This is a genomic window from Dyadobacter sp. CY347 (assembly GCF_021502655.1).
In the GTDB taxonomy this organism is placed as follows: Bacteria; Bacteroidota; Bacteroidia; order Cytophagales; family Spirosomataceae; genus Dyadobacter.
Genome location: NZ_JAKFFT010000007.1, coordinates 228038 through 245735 on the forward strand (window position 1 = coordinate 228038; position 17698 = coordinate 245735).

Annotated in this window: 16 protein-coding genes; 6 read left to right on the plus strand and 10 right to left on the minus strand. The window is 45.8% G+C overall.

Translation table 11 applies throughout. From position 1 onward, the window contains the following. Nucleotides 1-18 precede the first annotated feature (18 nt). The 8 genes from accB to L0659_RS16760 form a co-directional block, all read right to left on the minus strand. A complete protein-coding gene (gene accB / locus L0659_RS16725) occupies nt 19-504 on the minus strand; it encodes an acetyl-CoA carboxylase biotin carboxyl carrier protein (protein WP_235127763.1) in 486 nt (161 codons plus the stop codon). 37 nt (nt 505-541) lie between these two features. Further along, complete coding sequence (gene efp / locus L0659_RS16730; protein ID WP_234603011.1) at nt 542-1108, minus strand: elongation factor P; 567 nt, start codon at nt 1106-1108, stop codon at nt 542-544. A gap of 27 nt (nt 1109-1135) precedes the next feature. Continuing rightward, complete coding sequence (locus tag L0659_RS16735; protein ID WP_235127764.1) at nt 1136-2131, minus strand: beta-ketoacyl-ACP synthase III; 996 nt, start codon at nt 2129-2131, stop codon at nt 1136-1138. An 88-nt stretch (nt 2132-2219) separates the two neighbouring features. Then, nucleotides 2220-3158, minus strand: coding sequence for a phosphate acyltransferase PlsX (gene plsX, locus L0659_RS16740; protein ID WP_235127765.1), 939 nt, complete (start codon nt 3156-3158; stop codon nt 2220-2222). Nucleotides 3159-3290: 132 nt separating this feature from the next. Continuing rightward, nucleotides 3291-3485 carry a 50S ribosomal protein L32 gene (gene rpmF, locus L0659_RS16745; RefSeq protein WP_084439466.1) on the minus strand — a complete coding sequence of 65 codons (195 nt, stop codon included), beginning with the start codon at nt 3483-3485 and terminating at the stop codon, nt 3291-3293. 106 nt (nt 3486-3591) lie between these two features. Next, on the minus strand, nt 3592-4143 hold the full coding sequence (locus L0659_RS16750; RefSeq protein ID WP_235127766.1) for a DUF177 domain-containing protein: 552 nt from the start codon (nt 4141-4143) through the stop codon (nt 3592-3594). Nucleotides 4144-4217: 74 nt separating this feature from the next. Then, nucleotides 4218-4850, minus strand: a complete 633-nt coding sequence (locus L0659_RS16755; protein WP_235127767.1) for an acetyltransferase — start codon at nt 4848-4850, stop codon at nt 4218-4220. A 115-nt stretch (nt 4851-4965) separates the two neighbouring features. Further along, nucleotides 4966-5613, minus strand: coding sequence for a hypothetical protein (locus L0659_RS16760; protein ID WP_235127768.1), 648 nt, complete (start codon nt 5611-5613; stop codon nt 4966-4968). A 108-nt stretch (nt 5614-5721) separates the two neighbouring features. On the opposite strand from L0659_RS16760, the gene L0659_RS16765 reads away from it, so the two are divergent. Beyond that, complete coding sequence (locus L0659_RS16765; protein WP_235127769.1) at nt 5722-7203, plus strand: M61 family metallopeptidase; 1482 nt, start codon at nt 5722-5724, stop codon at nt 7201-7203. A gap of 15 nt (nt 7204-7218) precedes the next feature. On the opposite strand, the gene L0659_RS16770 is transcribed toward L0659_RS16765, so the two are convergent. Together L0659_RS16770 and L0659_RS16775 are read right to left on the minus strand one after the other, a co-directional pair. Then, a complete protein-coding gene (locus L0659_RS16770; RefSeq protein WP_235127770.1) occupies nt 7219-8133 on the minus strand; it encodes a TIGR01777 family oxidoreductase in 915 nt (304 codons plus the stop codon). A gap of 55 nt (nt 8134-8188) precedes the next feature. Further along, nucleotides 8189-9007, minus strand: a complete 819-nt coding sequence (locus tag L0659_RS16775) for a 1-acyl-sn-glycerol-3-phosphate acyltransferase (protein ID WP_235127771.1) — start codon at nt 9005-9007, stop codon at nt 8189-8191. A gap of 228 nt (nt 9008-9235) precedes the next feature. On the opposite strand from L0659_RS16775, the gene L0659_RS16780 reads away from it, so the two are divergent. The 5 genes from L0659_RS16780 to L0659_RS16800 all read left to right on the plus strand — a co-directional run bounded on the left by L0659_RS16780 (nt 9236) and on the right by L0659_RS16800 (nt 17410). After that, on the plus strand, nt 9236-10705 hold the full coding sequence (locus L0659_RS16780) for a M48 family metalloprotease (RefSeq protein ID WP_235127772.1): 1470 nt from the start codon (nt 9236-9238) through the stop codon (nt 10703-10705). Between the two features lie 513 nt (nt 10706-11218). Next, a complete protein-coding gene (locus tag L0659_RS16785; RefSeq protein ID WP_235127773.1) occupies nt 11219-11689 on the plus strand; it encodes a MarR family winged helix-turn-helix transcriptional regulator in 471 nt (156 codons plus the stop codon). An 84-nt stretch (nt 11690-11773) separates the two neighbouring features. Continuing rightward, nucleotides 11774-13102 carry a TolC family protein gene (locus L0659_RS16790; RefSeq protein ID WP_235127774.1) on the plus strand — a complete coding sequence of 443 codons (1329 nt, stop codon included), beginning with the start codon at nt 11774-11776 and terminating at the stop codon, nt 13100-13102. 101 nt (nt 13103-13203) lie between these two features. After that, nucleotides 13204-14256, plus strand: coding sequence for an efflux RND transporter periplasmic adaptor subunit (locus tag L0659_RS16795; RefSeq protein ID WP_235127775.1), 1053 nt, complete (start codon nt 13204-13206; stop codon nt 14254-14256). Nucleotides 14257-14281: 25 nt separating this feature from the next. Beyond that, a complete protein-coding gene (locus tag L0659_RS16800) occupies nt 14282-17410 on the plus strand; it encodes an efflux RND transporter permease subunit (protein WP_235127776.1) in 3129 nt (1042 codons plus the stop codon). Nucleotides 17411-17698: the final 288 nt, after the last annotated feature.

The window sequence follows — 17698 nt, forward strand, 5'->3', positions numbered from 1 at the left end:
TACAGATCGTCCATTGCCTTAAACAGGCTCTACCAGGAACAACGGCTGATCAAATTCTACCGGAGTGGCGTTTTCAACCAATACTTTTACAATTTTTCCTGAAATTTCAGACTCTATCTCGTTGAAAAGCTTCATCGCTTCGATCACACAAACCACTTTGCCAGGCTTTATTTCGTCGCCAATGTTAGCAAAAGCAGGCGTTTCAGGGCTTGAAGCGCGATAGAATGTGCCGATCATCGGCGATTTTATGGTAATCAGATTAGAAGATGCTGCTGATTCTGAGGAAACCGTAGGCTCAGAAGGAGCTGAATGCGTAACAGCTGTCGTAGGCGTTACAGGTGCGTACGAAGGTGCCGGTGCCGCTTGTGATGAAGACAATGATGCTGTTGGTGCAGAACCGTAACGCTTCACCTTTATTTTCAAATCAGTTGTTTCAATGTTCACTTCATCAAGTCCCGACTGGGCAATGAAGTCAATCAATTTTTGGATTTCTTTGGTTTCCATTTAGTCAAAATTAAAACTGTGGGTGATGATCGTTGAGCTATGATTTTACTCTTTCTACGTAATCGTAAGTGCGGGTATCCACTTTGATCTTCTGGCCTTCTTCAATGAACAAAGGAACCATGATCCTCGCACCGGTTTCCACCTCGATCGCTTTCTTGGGGGAGTTAGCTGTATCACCTTTTAAGCCCGGCTCCGAATAAGTTACCGTAAGCTCTACAAATGGAGGCAATTCGCAAAGAAGCGCAGCGTCCGTTTCTGTGTTGATCAGGATTTCAACTTCCTGGCCTTCCTTCATCAGATCCGCATTGGTAATTAGTTTCTCATCGATCGAAACCTGGTCGAATGTCTCGGCGTTCATGAAATTGAAACCCATTTCATCCTTATAGAGAAACTGGAATTTATGTCTTTCTACACGAACCGGGATGATTCCGGCGCCGGATGAGAATGTGTTATCCAAAACTTTGCCGGAAGTAAGGCTTTTCAGCTTGGTACGAACGAATGCATTGCCTTTTCCAGGCTTTACATGCTGAAATTCAATTACTTGAAAAAGATCGTGATTAAAGTTGATCACTAATCCGTTACGCAAATCTGCGGTAGTTGCCATTTTAATTCAAAAATTAGTATTAATACTTTATTCGCCGTAGGCCCATTTCAAATAAATGGAACCCCACGTAAATCCGCCCCCAAAGGCAGCCAGAACGAGATTATCACCTTTTTTTAATTGTGATTCATAATCCCAAAGACATAGTGGAATGGTTGCGGAGGTTGTGTTTCCATATTTCTGGATGTTCACCATTACTTTATCCATTCCCACACCCATGCGGTGCGCCGTCGCTTCAATGATCCTCCTGTTTGCCTGGTGCGGAACAAGCCACGCCACATCATCACCGCTAAGGCCATTTTTCTCCATGATCTCGGCCGAAATATCAGCCATATTGGTCACAGCAAACTTAAATACCTGAGCACCATCCTGATATACGTGATGCAAACGGGCGTCAATAGTTTCATGTGTGGGCGGGTAGCGGCTTCCTCCTGCTTTTTGGTTCAGGTAAGGATAACCTGCGCCGTCTGATTTTATGATAGAATCAATGATCCCATTTCCTTCGGTGTCCGGTTCAAGCAAAACAGCGCCTGCGCCATCGCCGAAAAGAATGCAAGTTTTCCGGTCGGTGTAATCGACGATCGCGGACATTTTATCTGCGCCTACGATGACGATCTTTTTATATTTTCCTGTCTCAATGAACTGAGAGCCAAGGGTAAGTGCATAAACAAAACCTGAACAAGCCGCCTGAATGTCAAAGCTTCCTACATTTTTGATCCCTACCATGTCGCAAATAAGATTAGCGGTGCAGGGAAAAATAAAGTCGGGGGTTGTCGTAGCGCAAATCAGGAGGTCAATTTCGCTGGGGAGGGTGTTGGTTTTGGCAAGCAATCCTTTCACAGCTTCGGCACCCATATGAGAACTTCCTAAACCTTCGCCTTTGAGGATATGCCTTTCTTTGATGCCGGTGCGGCTGACGATCCACTCGTCATTTGTCGCAACCATTGTTTCAAGTTCGGCATTTGTCAAAATATAATCAGGCACATACCCTTGTATTCCTGTTATAGAGGCTTTTATATGGGTCATGATAAATTTAACTATTCAAAATCCGAATAGGTTTTTGTAAAAAAGAACAGAATCAATTTATTCATTTCGTGGTTGTCAGCAATGGAAATTAATTCAATGCCTGCGCTATATGCAAATATGCTTTTGACTTAACCTGTTTATAAGCCCAGCCGATCATATTTTTTATTGCCAGCGGAGATGATATCCCATGAGCGATCATGACATTTCCGTTTACTCCGATGATGGAACTTCCGCCAATGGATTCATAGTTGGTCTTGTCTATGAATTCATCACTGAAGCCTCTTTCTTTTGAAATTTCATACAGCGACTCGCCCAATTTGAACAAAATATTGCCTGTAAAGCCATCTGTTACAATTACGTCAGCTTTATTGGTAAAGAGGTCTTTACCTTCAATATTTCCTATAAAGTTTATTCGCTTGTTTTGTTTGAGCAGGGGATAAGTGGCCTGAGAAGTAAGAGAACCTTTTTGTTCCTCTTCCCCTATGTTCATAAGGGCCACCCGGGGCTTTTCTATCTGAAATGTATATTGGGCAAAAATAGAGCCTATTTCTCCAAATTGCGCAAGCACCTCTGGCTTGCAGTCGGCATTAGCGCCAATATCCAGCATAATCGAATATCCGCCACCAACCTGTGGCACAAATCCTGCAATAGCTGGTCTTATAATTCCTTCGATCGCCTTAATGCTAAAAAGCGCTCCTACGTGCATAGCTCCGGTGTTGCCGGCACTACAAAATATGTCGACTTCTTTTTCTTTCAGAAGCTTGAAACCGATGCCGATGCTGGAATTCGGTTTTTGAGAAAGGGCTTTGGTTGGATGTTCCCCCATCTCAATAACATCTTCTGCGTGAACGACGTCAACATTAGTAGGAGTGAAATTGTTTTGGTTAAAAATGTCCCAAATTACACTTTCACGGCCAATTAAAACGATTCTCGCCTCGGATGGTAGTTCAGAAGCGGCCTGAATAACCCCTTCAACAATTGCCTGTGGAGCCAAATCTCCCCCCATGGCATCTACCGCAATTTTCATTTACACGCTGTTATTTTAGACTAATAAGTTAGAAATCGAAGGTGTAAATTTAGCAGATGTGCCGTAGTAAAAAAGAATTTCGCAACAACTTTTATACGGCTGCTGCGAAATCAGTATACTCATCGACTGAAACTAGACTGTTTTTGAATAGTTTTCAACTACAACTTTACCTCTATAAACCAAGTTGCCTTCGTGAACGTGTGCACGGTGGAATTGGTGAATTTCTCCTGTCGAAGAATCAGTGCCTAATTGTTTTCCTGTAAGGAAATCATGTGCTCTGCGCGAATCGCGACGGCTTGTGGAATGTCTCCGCTTAGGATGTGCCATGATGCTTTATGTTCTGTATGTTTTGTTTTTGGTTTATTATCCGTCGGTTGAAACCGTCGGTCATTTAATTTTTCCGTTGGCTTAAGCCAACGGGTATTGGGTATCGTTATTCGCCCTTCAGCTTTTTTAATGCTTCCCAGCGGGGGTCTATTTTTTCTTCTTCTTCTGTTTCGTCACGTTCCGCGGCTTCTGATGAATAAACCAAAATGCCGTCGGCTTCATCTAGCGGATCAATTTCCTCCTCTTCGCCACGCAGGTCAGGATGGATCTTTTTGACAGGAAGCGCTAATGCTATGAAGTCAAAAATGTAACGGGCAATGTTGATCCTGTTCGTATTGCGGTTTATGATCTCAATCTCGTCCGTCAGCTCCTCATTATGATCGCCAAACTTTAAAATAATGCGATCATCCTGTTCAATTGGTTCCTCAAACGGTTCCAGGCTACGGTCACAAGTCAGCGTTACGCTTCCAACTGTGTGAAAATTAAGCTGGATCATAGTGGCCGACTTGTTGAGCACAACATGCGTTTTGAAATGGCCAAACTCGATCAGATCCTGTTCAAGTTCCTGGAAAAATGCATCTCCCGACTCCATTTCATAGGCATACTGTTTGTCTTCCAAACCGTAAATGTCTATGTTGTATTTACTTAGCTCTTTCACTTTTTCTGTCAAAAGGACTGCAAAGGTAATGTCTTTCGATTTAATAAAAAAACTATGGCTAAATTTTATTGCCGTCAGATCTTGCGCGCCGGATTGCCGAAATAAGTGGCTTTTGCCGGCACATTTTCAACCACAACCGATCCGGCGCCGATCCGTGCATTCTTGCCTATTTCAATCCCAGCCACGATTATCGCCCCGGAACCAATGAAAACGCCATCGCCAATCTTCGCGCGGTCGTTAATGATCGCTCCCGCACCGATCGTCACATAATCACCGACCTGCACCCACGTATCCACAACTGCGGCCGTCTGCACCAGGCAATGCTGCCCGATTTTTGACTTCGCGCCTACCGTAACGCGCGCGCCGATCAGGTTACCATGCCCTATTGTGGCCATTTCGGAGATCAATGCGCTGTCGTGGATCGCATTGATCGGCATTGTTTTGTATTCTTCGGTTAGTGTTTCCACGAGGCGTTCGCGTACCGAGCGCTCGCCAATGGCTACAAATGCTTCACATTTACTGCCAAGAATGCTCAGAAACCCGGTGTCGTCCGTATTTCCAAGCACACTCACATCCCCAAATTCCTTGCCGTGCAGCTCCTTATGATCGTCCAGCAATCCATAAACGAGCACATTATTTCTTTTAAATATATCCAATGCCTGAACGCCCAAGTCGCCGGCACCAAAAATCAAAACGGGATTTTCCATAGTAGTAGGTTATTAAAATGCAGCATGCCGGATAGCAAGCTTACTTATTGGTGGTAAAAAATCAAACCACTGCGGTGACACAGTGGTTCATTATGTATGGTATAATTAGGAATCCCTAAAGGAATGTTACCCGGAAAACGAACGGGCTGCCGTAAGGCGAAAGGTTCTGGCCGCTGTATTTATCAATCTGATTATTGTAGTTCAAATTAAATAAGGCTGTGAAATGTACAGCTTTGATAAACCGGCCGCCGGTGGGCTGTGAGTAGGCTGCGCCAACAAGTGGCGAGGTCAGCCACTGCCGCTTTTGGTAAGAACCTTCTACATTCAGCACTTCAGCTTCTGCAATAATATTGACCACCGGAACAACCGAATACATCAAGAAGGCTCGCCCACCATAATAAAGCGTATTGATATCATAATATTTGTATCTGAAATACATCCCGGTCACACCCACGCCGCCAACGAGTTTTTCTGTAAGCTCGTAACCCGCCATGGGAGACAGGTTGATGTTGGTAACCGTTCCCAGGCTTAGCCCAAAACTGCCCCCCAATCTTAATCTGTCAATAAATGGACGGTCTTTGAATTCGGCTAATGGTTTTTTTTCAACCATCTGTTTCTGTTCAACGGGCGGTCTTTCCACCTCTTCCACATTCTCTTTCCGCAATGAGTCAGGCCGGTAATATTCGTCATCTTGGGCCATTAATGTTGGACTGATTAAAATACCAAACAGGACCGTGCATAGGAGGAGGATTTTACTTTTCATCTTAAAATCGTTTATTTTATAATATTGTAACTGGTAACGTAGAAATCCCGGATTTTGGTTTACGCCTAAACTAGTGCTACCCACTCCTCAAATTACCTTTCTTTATCTATGCATTATAATATTTACGTATCCGATCCGCAGTCCCACTTAATCAACATTACTTACACGATACCTGAAATTGATGCAGAGGTTATCGAAATTCAGTTGCCTGCGTGGAGGCCCGGACGATACGAAATACAAAATTTCGCCAAAAATATTCAATTTATTGAAGCGATCTCAGCGACCGATCAGAAACTCTCTATTCATAAGGTAACGAAAGACCGCTGGCAGGTTGCAACGGCCGGTGAAAAAGAGGTCAGGATTCGCTATACGTTCTATGCAGCCATTCAAAATGCGGGCAGCAGTTATGTGGATGAGGAGTTGTGGTATCTCAATTTTATCAATTTCTGCATGTATACCGAGGGGCGCATTGGTGAACCATACACGATCCACCTGGAACTGCCGGAAGGTTACCAGATTGCTTGCGGATTACCGTCAGAGGGAAATGTTTTAAAGGCAAAGGATTTTTATCAACTGGTAGACAGCCCGCTACTGGCTTCTGAGAGTTTGCAAAGACGGCATTATCAGGCGCGTGGCGTGGAATTCAATATCTGGATGCATGGAAATTTGCAGCCAAACTGGCGCAGAATCGTCCGTGACTTCCGCCGTTTCTCCCGTGAGCAGATCATTACAATGGGCGAGTTTCCTGAAAATGACTATCATTTCCTCAATCTGATCCTGCCCACTGCATTTTATCACGGCGTTGAACATCATAACTCGACCATGATCGTTCTAGGGCCGGACGATGAAGGAGAAGGACTTTATTCGGATTTGCTGGGCGTGAGTTCGCACGAATTGTTTCATGCCTGGAACATTATACGCATCCGGCCGGCAGAATTGCTGCCTTATGATTTTACCAAAGAAAACTATTTCCGCACCTGCTTCGTCGCAGAGGGTTGTACGACTTACTATGGCGATCTTTTCCTGAAACGCGCCGATGTTTTCACGGATGAAAATTACATTAAGGAATTGCAGGTTTATATGAAAAGGCATTTCGAAAGCAGCTCCCACGCCACCCAGTCGCTGGCAGACTCGTCTTTTGATCTTTGGCTGGACGGCTACGAAAAAGGAATCCCTAACCGAAAAGTATCCGTTTACCACAAAGGAGCATTGGCGGCGCTAATACTCGATCTGTATTTAAGGAAGAAAACTGATCATGGGCAGTCGCTGGATACGGTGATGCAACTGCTATGGAAGCGTTTTGGAAAACCTTTTATCGGATATACATTACAGGATTACATTGATATCGTCGAGGAAGTTGCCGGCGAACCGCTTGAATGGTATTGGCATGACTGCATCTTCACAAGCACGCCGCTTGAAGCACGATTAAATGAAGCGCTTGCTTTTGTAGGCTTACAAATGTCGACGTTCAGTAACGGCAACATTCAATTAAATGTGATGGACAATTTTAAAGCCAAGCTTCAACGTGACAAATGGCTTGAAACCGTGGAGCCGTTAACGCAGGATGAGCTGGAAGAGGAAGAAGAATAATGCCCTGACGGAAGACTACTTTAAGATGTCTTTCAGCGCTTTACCGAGGTCGTCATATTGATACTGAAAGTCTGTTTCCTTTGCAATTCTTTCATTGACCAAATAGCTGCTTCCCAGCACAACGCTGGCCATTTCCCCAAAAACGAGCTTTAAGCCAAATGCCGGAACATTGGGCAACCATTGCGGCTTGCCTAATGCAATGCAAATTTGTTTGGTAAGATCCTCATTGGTAACGGGCTGGCCTGTAATCGCATTGTAAGCACCTTCCCAGGATTCTTTTTCCATGGCATCAATATACATTTGACAAATGTCGTCGATGTGGATCCAGGAAACCCATTGTTTTCCGGAGCCTAATGGTGCGCCAAAGCCTAGTTTTGCCGGAGCGGCCATTTTTGGGATCGCGCCGCCTTCGTTGCTGAGCACAATTCCGGTCCTCAACTTTACGGTCCTGATCCCTAATGCCGCAATGTCGTCGGCAGCTTTTTCCCAAACGATGGTTACGTGTGAGAGAAAATCATTGTTAGGAGGCGTGTTTTCTGTGTTATGGATATTGCCCGTATCTTCACCATAATAACTGCTTCCCGAAGCGGAAATGAATGCGGCAGGACGAATGTTCTTTTCAACTAACTTTTTGCGGATCAATCCGATCGTTTCCGTGCGGCTGGTAATGATCGTTTTTTTACGCTCTTCCGTCCAGCGGCCCTCCGCCACACCTGCACCCGCCAGGTGGATCAGGTAATCTGTGTTTTCAAGCGCGTTTTCTTCAATATAACCTTTCTCAACATCCCATTCAAAAACCTGGACCGATGGAATATTTGTCTTCTTCCGGCTCAGATACGCCACTTCATAACCCTTTGTGAGCAGGAGCTGGGTCAGTCTTTTGCCGATGAGGCCCGTTCCTCCGGTGATTAATACTTTTTTGCCTTTCATTGGAGTTCAGTGGGATGGGGAGACTTTATTTACGCGGGGAATACGTTTTCGGATGTCAGGCTTGGGGAATCGCGGCTGAGCCGTCCTTCGGTGGTTCCTGTTCAATCGCTTTCGTGACACGCTCGATCATACTTTCGAGCGATTCGTCGGGCAGAAAATGCATAGGTGGTTTGAAATGCACCGTCAGCTTTGTATTTCTTTTCTTAAATCGTAAGCCTTTTTTATCAAATGCCCTTCTGAATCCATTGATAACGACCGGGATCACAATAGGTTGATGGTCTTTGATCAAATGTGCCGTCCCTTTACGCACGGGTGCATAAGGCTTTGTAGTGCCTTGTGGAAAGCTCACAACCCAGCCATGTTTCAGGCCCATTCCGATTTTGTCCTGGGCACCATTATCCAATTCCCGCTTCACATTCTCGCCATTCGCGCGCCAGGAACGTTCAATGGTGATGGCGCCGCCTATGCTGAATAATTTGGGTAAAATCCCTTCTTTCATAGTCTCCGAAGCGGCCACATAATAGCATCTTGCGCGGGGAGAAAATAAATAGAACGGCGGCGAAATGGTGTCTTTATAACCCCATTTGGTTGCACAAAAAATATGGTAAAAAGCAATTACATCCGCGAAGTAGGTTTGATGATTGGATAGAAAAAGCACGCCATTATCGGGAAGTTCAATGAGCTGGTCGCTGCCGATGATTTCTATTTTATTAACAGCCGTATATCGGTAATAGGTAAACCATCCGATGATGAAAATGATAATGCGTTTGAAAATCAGATAATTACCAAAAGGATCCTGCTCGAAAATACCCATAAAGTCAAATCGCACCAACCACGCAGGCAACAGGCTGAAAGTACTTTTTTTCGGATGCATAGTGTAATTGTATTTTCAGTTGTCCTTGCTGAACCGGCGTCTGCCCTTATTGAAAATTTTGTACCAATTTGGCGTAATTTAGATAATTAGCACAGTTAATATAAAATATATTTAGTTTGCACACCATCCGGTTTTTTTGCCGTTTAACATTGGCATGATTCTTTCGATCGGTCCATAGACATTTAATTTTTTGAATAACGCTCTCGTTTGTCTTTCTTTTTTAATTGTATGAAAATGAAATTTCAATTTCACATTGTTCTGTGCCTCGTGGGTGCAGGTTTCCTGTCCGGCTGTTCCAAAAATCCGGTTACCGGAAAGAAGGAAATTATCTTTATGTCGAAGGAAAAGGAAATAGCGCTTGGCGCCGAATCCCACCCGTCGATTGTTGCTACAATGGGCATTTATGACGATAAAAACCTGAATGCCTTCATTAATGAGAAGGGAAAAGCGATGGCCAACATCTCACACAGGCCCGATTTACCGTATCAATTTTTCATAGTTGACTCACCGGTTGTGAATGCATTTGCTGTGCCTGGCGGTTACGTATACTTTACAAGGGGGATCATGGCGCATTTTAATAATGAAGCCGAATTTGCGGGTGTGTTAGGTCACGAAATCGGCCACATTACAGCGCGACATTCCGCACGTCAGCAAACTTCCCAGATCTTTGGTCAGGTAGGATTAATGGCTGGAATGGTGCTTTCCGAAACGGTGCGCGGGCTTGCAGATCAGACGCAGCAGGCTTTGGGCTTATTACTGTTGAGTTATAGTCGCGAGCATGAAACGGAGTCGGATAAAATTGGTGTGGAATATTCCAGCAAGATTGGCTACGATGCGCACGAGATGGCTGATTTCTTTGGCACATTGAAAAAAATAAGTGAAAAAGCGGGTCAGAGCATTCCTACCTTCCAATCGACCCACCCGGATCCGGGAGGCAGACAAACAAAGGTTGAAAAGCTGGCGACAGAATATCAGAAAGCAAATCCAGCTAAATATAATGTAAACCGCGACGCTTACTTGCGTAAAATTGAAGGCATCATTTACGGAACGGATCCTAAACAAGGGTTTGTGGAAAACGGCCAGTTCTATCATCCTGAGCTGAAATTCCAGTTGCCTGTTCCAAGTGGCTGGCAGTATGAAAATTCACCGGCGCAATTCCAGATGGCTGCAAAGGATGGCAAATCTATGATGCTTTTTATGCTTGCTCCGGGCAAAAGCCTGGAAGAAGCAAGTGCGGCAGTGATCAAAAATTACAGCTTGCAGGTTTCGGAAAATAATAAAACTACAATCAACGGAAATCCTGCGATCGCAATGATTTCTACGCAAGCTGCTCAAACTCAATCTGGTCAGCCAGCGGCGGCAACTGCGAATTCTATCCAGGTTGCTACGTGGCTGATCCAGTACGGCGGTAACATTTATGCGATTCATGGCGTGGCGCAGGCTGCGAATTTTGCAGGTAATGTCGGTCAGTTCAAATCGGTTGCGCAAGGATTCAAATCGGTTACAGATGGAAGCATTCTCAACCGCAAGCCGGACCGTATCAGGATCAAAACCGTTGGGCGTGATGGTTCGTTGAAGGATGCGTTAAAGGATTTCAATCAGCAGGATAAGCAGATGGATGAACTGGCGATAATCAATGGTATGTCGCTTTCAGATAAGGTGACGAAAGGGATGCTGATTAAAACGCTTAGTAAGTAAGATAGCACTTTGACTTCCTGGCGTCACTTAGCCTCCGGCCAGAAACTCCGTCAGGAGTGGCACATGTTCTACCCTGGGGCTCAAGCCCCAGGGTCTCAAATCGGTCGTGACTGACGTCACTTAACCTCCGGCCAGAAACTCCGTCAGGGGTGGCCCATGTTCTACCCTGGGGCTCAAGCCCCAGGTTCTCAAATCGGTCGTGACTGACGTCACTTAGCCTCCGGCCAGAAACTCCGTCAGGAGTGGCCCATGTTCTACCCTGGGGCTCAAGCCCCAGGTTCTCAAATCTGTCGTGACTGACGTCACTTAGCCTCCGGCCAGAAACTCCGTCAGAGGTGGCACATGTTCCAAGCCCCAGGTTCTAAAATCGGCCGTGACTGACGTCACTTAACCTCCCCTCAAAACCCCGTCAGGGGTGCCAAATCTCCCACCCCTGGATTTCAATCCAGGGAAAGACAGAAACTTTTCCAAAAAACATTTGGTTGACATGTCAACGTATTATACATTTGTATTATGAACGCGACACATCCTAAGTTCTTTATGAACATCAAAGAAGACATGAAGAACTCCCTGCAATTCAAGCTGGGCGTTGTGACGAAGATTGTCTTTAAGAAAATGAATGCGCAGTTGGTGCAGGAAGGCATTCCGGTCCTGGCTGAGCAATTGCCGATCTTGATGGTTGTATATTTTCAGGAACAACCGATGACGCAGCAAGACATTGCTAATCTTTTACAAAAGGATAAAGCAGGCATTCAGCGTTCGGTGCAAACATTGTATAAAGATGGTTTTCTTAAAATAGAAAGTGATATAGAGGACAAAAGAAAGAATCTGGTAACCTTGACAGCGAGCGGAAAGTTTGTCTGCGAACGCATTCAGGCATTGGTAATCGCGTTCGATAACCAGGTTATGGAACATTTTTCTGAATCTGAATGGAAGACATTCGTTGGGTATCTGGACAAGGTTGCCGCTGTTGTTGAAAAATAAAAAAATTTATATAAATAGTTGATAGGTCACCAGTAGACGGGTCAACTAAAATCGAGTTTTAGCCACTATTATTGAAAAGAACGAATGAAAAGTAAATGGATTATCGCAATCCTCGCAATCGCAACCTCACTTCCGGCTTGGGCGCAGACCCGGCTTACCTTGAAGGATTGCATTGCATATGGAATCAAGAATAACGGAAACATCAAGATCGCGCAATACAAGGAAAGCATTGCCGTGCAGCAGGGTAGGGAAGCACTGGCCGGTTATCTGCCGCAAGTTGCGGGAAATGGGGCGCTCGATGATAACATTAAGCTGCAATCCACTGTTTTGCCGGGCGCACTTTTTGGTGGTGAAGACAGGCGTGTTGCATTGGGGACCAAATATTCGACCAACGTTTCTGCCCAGGCCGATCAGGTGATTTTTGACCAGGCGTTGCTCGTGGGCATCAAGGCCAACAAGCCAAACCTCGAAAACGCAGCATTAAATGCACGCAGAACCGAGGAAACGATCATTTTTAATGTTACCGACGCTTATTACCAGGTTTTCGTAACGCAAGCGCAAATCGATCTGCTAAGGGATAACCTCGAAAAAACCCAGCAGATCCTGGGCACATTGCAGTTGCAACTGGATAATGGTGTGATTAAGAAAGTGGATTTTGACCGCACGCAGGTGAGTTTGAATAACATCAAATCGCAGCTTACCCTGGCAGAAAGCAACCTTGTACTTTCTCAAAACCAGCTGAAATTCCAAATGGGCATGCCACTGAGCGAGCAGCTTGAACTGACGGACAATCCATTGAACCAGCCATTTAAATTAGTAGAGCCAGATAAATTCGACGTTGCCAGCTTAACCGATTTTAAAATCCAGAATGTGAATATGCAATTGCAATCACTTGAAAAAGAGCGGATCAAAGCGGGTTATCTGCCTAAACTATCTGTTTATGGAAGATATGGTATGCAGTCATTGGGACAGAACCTGGGCGAGTCGTGGGGTAACTGGTTTAGTTTCGGCGCTATTGGCGTGAAATTATCCATTCCGATCTTTGACAGTTTCAGAAGAGACGCGCAGTACAAACAAGCGGACCTGAATCTTTTGACACAACAAGAAGAATTGAAACTGAATGTTCAGAACTACGAACTGCAAAATCACAATGCAACCACGCAACTCCAAAAAGCCAAGCTGAATTTGGGAAATGACGAAAGCAACGTGACGCTCGCCAAGGAAGTTTACGATGTCACTACACTTCAATATAAAGAAGGAACGGTAACATTATCAGATCTGCTCAACGCAGAAACATCTTACAAGGAAGCGCAAAGCAACTATATCAACTCAATGCTAAGCTATTACCAAGCGAAACTAGGCATAGAGCAATCACAAGGAAGTCTTAACGCGTTCTACACGGGATTACCGTAAAGTAGTAAGCTGCGAGACAGTCATCCCATAAGAACATTCACTAATTCACTCATTCACTCATTCGCACCGGCAACCCGGTCAGTCATTCAAAATAAATCCCTGTGAAACGAAAAATAATCATCATCAGCTCAATACTAGTAATCGGACTCCTTATCGGGTTCCGTCTGGTAGCCAATAAGTCCAAAATGGACGCCAAGAAAGTTATGCCGGATAACAAAAACGTTACCATTCCGGTGACGGCAGTATCAGTAAAAGAAGGCAGCACCGATCAGCAGCTTGTCCGCACCGGGAGTCTGATCCCTTTCAAGGAAGCCGAGATTATGGCGACTTCTGCGGGTAAAGTTTTGTCCGTTAAATATGACCTCGGAAGCTACGTTTCCCAAGGCGCAACGCTTGTAAAAGTGGACAGTAAGCTGAAAGAGCTTTCATTGCAAGCAACGGAATTGAACATTAATAAATTGAAAAAAGATACGGATCGTTACAACAAGCTTCTGGCCGGAAATGCCGCAACCGAAGTGCAGGTAAATGATACGAAATACAACTACGAAAATGCATTGAACCAGGCTGAGCAGATCAAACAGCAGATCAATGATGCCGTTGTTGCAGCCCCGATCAGCGGCCGTGTGATCAAAAAGAACATTGAACCGGGTGAATTTGTGAATGTAGGCACTTCGCTGGGAACTATCCTCGACATGTCGCGCCTGAAAGTGCAGGTTATGATCTCTGAAAATGATGTTTATAAATTGAAAGAAGGCCAGCATGTATCAGTAGGAACGAGCATTTTTCCTGATAAAAAAATTGACGGCGTGATCTCCTACATTGCACCGCAGGGCGACGAATCTCACAATTATCCGGTGGAGATTGTGATCAAAAACGCAAACCAGTTGCGCGCCGGTACATTCGTTTCTGTGGAATTTAAGCAAAAAAGCAGCCAGCAGGCATTGCTTATCCCAAGGAGTGCATTGGTGGAAAGTGTGCGTAACCCATATGTCTATACTGTTGAAAATGGTTTGGCAAAACAACGCAAAATTGAAGTAGGCCGCGAATTGGGCGATAACATTGAGGTTTTGGGCGGCTTGAAATCAGGCGAAACGGTGATCACAACCGGCCAGATCAACCTGATTGACGGTGCCGCGGTTAATGTTACTAAGTAATTTTCATCAGTAAACGAATTAAAAAATGTCAATCACCGAAGTAGCAGTAAAGAGACCGCTCTTCATCATAGTAGTATTCACGGTGTTGATACTATTTGGTGTGATCAGCTATAAACAATTGTCTTACAACTTGTTGCCTAAATTCGAGGCCAACGTTGTAAGTGTCATGACGACCTATCGCGGCGCCGCTGCGGACGAAGTTGAAACCAATGTTACGAAGCACATTGAAGACGCCGTTTCGGCGATCGAAGGGCTGGACCAGATCAATTCCACTTCTCAGGAAGGTGTTTCGTCTGTGGTAATCCAATTAAAACAAGGCATCAGCGTCGATCTGGCGCAGCAGGAAGCGCAGCGTAAAGTAGAGCAGGTGATTTCTCTCTTGCCCGACGATGCGGACCGTCCCGTAATCAACAAATTCTCAACCGATGAAATCCCGGTTTTGAGAATGGGTGTGACTGCAAATATGTCGCCCTCAGCATTATATGACCTGATCGACGACAAGCTGAAACCGCAACTTTCCAACGTGACCGGCGTAGGCCAGGTGACGATCATCGGTGGAACCGAGCGTCAGATCCAGGTTAATATTAGTCAGGATAAATTAAAAGCATATCGCTTGTCGATTGCGCAGGTTTCTGCGGCCATTAACAATGCAAATACTTCATTCCCAGCCGGTCAGGTGAAAACGCAGGAAGATCAGCTTTCGATTCGTTTTGATGCGAAACTGACAACTGTTGAAAACCTGAGAAATGTGATCGTAGGTCGTAATGCGACAGGCGGACAGGTGTTTTTGAAAGACATTGCCGAAGTATTTGACGGAACAGCCGACGCGACGGCCGTGAACCACATCAATGGCAAGCCTTCCGTAGCTTTGCAGATCCAGAAACAATCCGATGCCAATGCAGTGGACGTGAGTAAGTTGACGCGTGAGCGCCTGACGACTTTGGAAAAACAATATGCTTCCGCCGGACTGAAATTCAACATTGCTTCCGACCAATCCATTTATACATTAGCCTCTGCGGACGCCGTGGTTTTTGACCTTGGACTTGCGGTTTTGATCGTATCCATTGTGATGTTAATGTTCCTGCACAGTTTCCGCAGTTCCATGTTCATTCTCGTGGCATTGCCATCCTCAATGATCCCAACCTTCATTTTGATGAGCCTTTTAGGTTTTTCACTCAATTTGATGACATTAATGGCCCTTTCGCTCGTGGTTGGTATCCTGGTCGATGACTCCATCGTGGTTTTGGAAAACATCAACCGCCACATGGAAATGGGTAAAAACAGATGGCAGGCCGCATTGGACGGACGGGCGGAAATCGGCTTCACAGCCCTGGCAATCACATTGGTAGACGTTGTGGTTTTCGTGCCGCTTGCGATGACATCCGGTCTGATCGGTAACATTCTGAGGGAATTCTCGCTTGTAGTCGTGTTCTCGACATTGATGAGTCTGTTCGTCTCCTTTACATTGACCCCGCTTTTGGCTTCGCGTTTTGGTAAAATAGAAATATTGGACAAAAACACGCTTTGGGGCAAATTGAACATTGGTTTTGAAAATTTTCTGGACCGGATCAAAGAAGAATACGGCCGGATGCTAACCTGGGTTCTGGGTCATAAAAGATATGTTTTCCTTGCGTCGCTAGCATTGATTATTGGTTCTATTGCGCTTGTTCCGGGAGGTTTCATTGGCGCGGCATTCATGCAGCAGAGCGATCGCGGCGAATTGAATGTGTCCATTGAGCTGGCGCCAACTGCATCTATTTATCAAACAAATCAGGTAGCGCAACGCGTTGAAAAGTTATTATTGAAAAGAAAAGAAGTGACCAAGGTCTTCACGAATGTAGGTTACAGCAGCAATGGTTTAGGAACAACTTCCAATGGTAACATTGCCGATCTGACTGTTCAATTGGTTGATAAAAAGGAACGTACATTATCCTCTGATGATTTTGGAACGGAGATTCAAAAACAAATTTTGCAAATCCCAGGCGTAAAAGTAACCGTTGCTCCAACTTCCATCACTGGTAACGCAAACCAGGCGCCGATCCAGGTTGCGGTTAAAGGAACCGATATGGCCGTGATCCGTAAAACTGCGGCACAAGTGAAAGCAGTAGTAGCCTCGATTCCGGGCACCGCGAACGTTGATTATTCCGTAGATGATCCGAAGCCGGAAGTAGGCGTGCAGCTGGATCGCGAGAAAATGTCACAATTAGGCATCAATGCAGCCGAAGTAGGCGCAGCATTGCAAACCGCATTCCGCGGCGACGACCGTTCGAAGTTCAAGGAAAATGGAAAGGAATACGACATTATGGTGACGCTGGACCAATTCAACCGTTCCAAAGCCGATGACATCCGCCGACTGAGTTTTGTCAACAGCTCAGGACAAGCATTTGAATTGTCTCAATTTGCAACCGTAAGAGAAGGAATCGGCGAAAGCGTGCTGCAACGCATCGACCGTCTGTCATCCATCACCATTAATTCACAAGTCGTAGGCCGTCCTTCCGGTTCTATCGGAGCCGACATTCAGGCTAAAATGGCAACCGTAAAACTTCCAGAAGGCGTGTTCATCGAATATCGCGGTGACCTGAAAAACCAGGCCGACGCATTTGGAAGCTTAGGGTTAGCGCTTGTACTCGGCATTGTGCTCATTTACCTGATTATGGTAGCACTTTACGAAAGCACCATTTACCCATTCGTAGTGTTATTCTCAATCCCGGTTGCACTCGTAGGCGCATTAACAGCATTGGCGCTGACCATGGAAAGCTTAACCATCTTCTCGATCGTAGGTATGATCATGCTCCTCGGTCTGGTAGCCAAAAACGCCATCCTGATCGTCGATTTCACCAACCAGCTGAAAGAAGAAGGCCACGCCTTAAAGGACGCATTAATAGAAGCCGGCAAAGAACGTCTCCGCCCGATCCTGATGACCACCATCGCCATGATCGCCGGTATGCTCCCCATCGCCCTGGCTTCCGGCGACGGCGCCGAAGTAAAAAACGGCATGGCCTGGGTAATCATAGGCGGCCTAACCAGCTCCCTACTGCTAACAATCTTCCTGGTACCAAGTGTGTATTATGTGGTTGACAGGGTTAAGGAACGTTTCGCAAAGCGGAAGGAGAAGAAGCAACGGAGAAGAGAGGAGTTGGTTTTGGAGGGGTAGGGGTGTTGACTGGTCACCCTGAGCAGGCCGGGCCGCTGGGCGGCCGAAGGGAAGGACCACAACGCTACCTCCATTGTCACCCTGAGCGGACCGGGCCGCCGGGCGGCCGAAGGGCGCTACTACTTGGCAGTAACGCCCTTGCATGACGTCCCTCCCCCTGTCACCCTGAGCGTAGTCGAAGGGAAGGACCGCAACGCTACTCCCCCTGTCACCCTGAGCGGAGCCGAAGGGCGTTACTGCCAAGTAGTAGCGCCCCTTCGACTCCGCTCAGGGTGACAGGGGGATAGC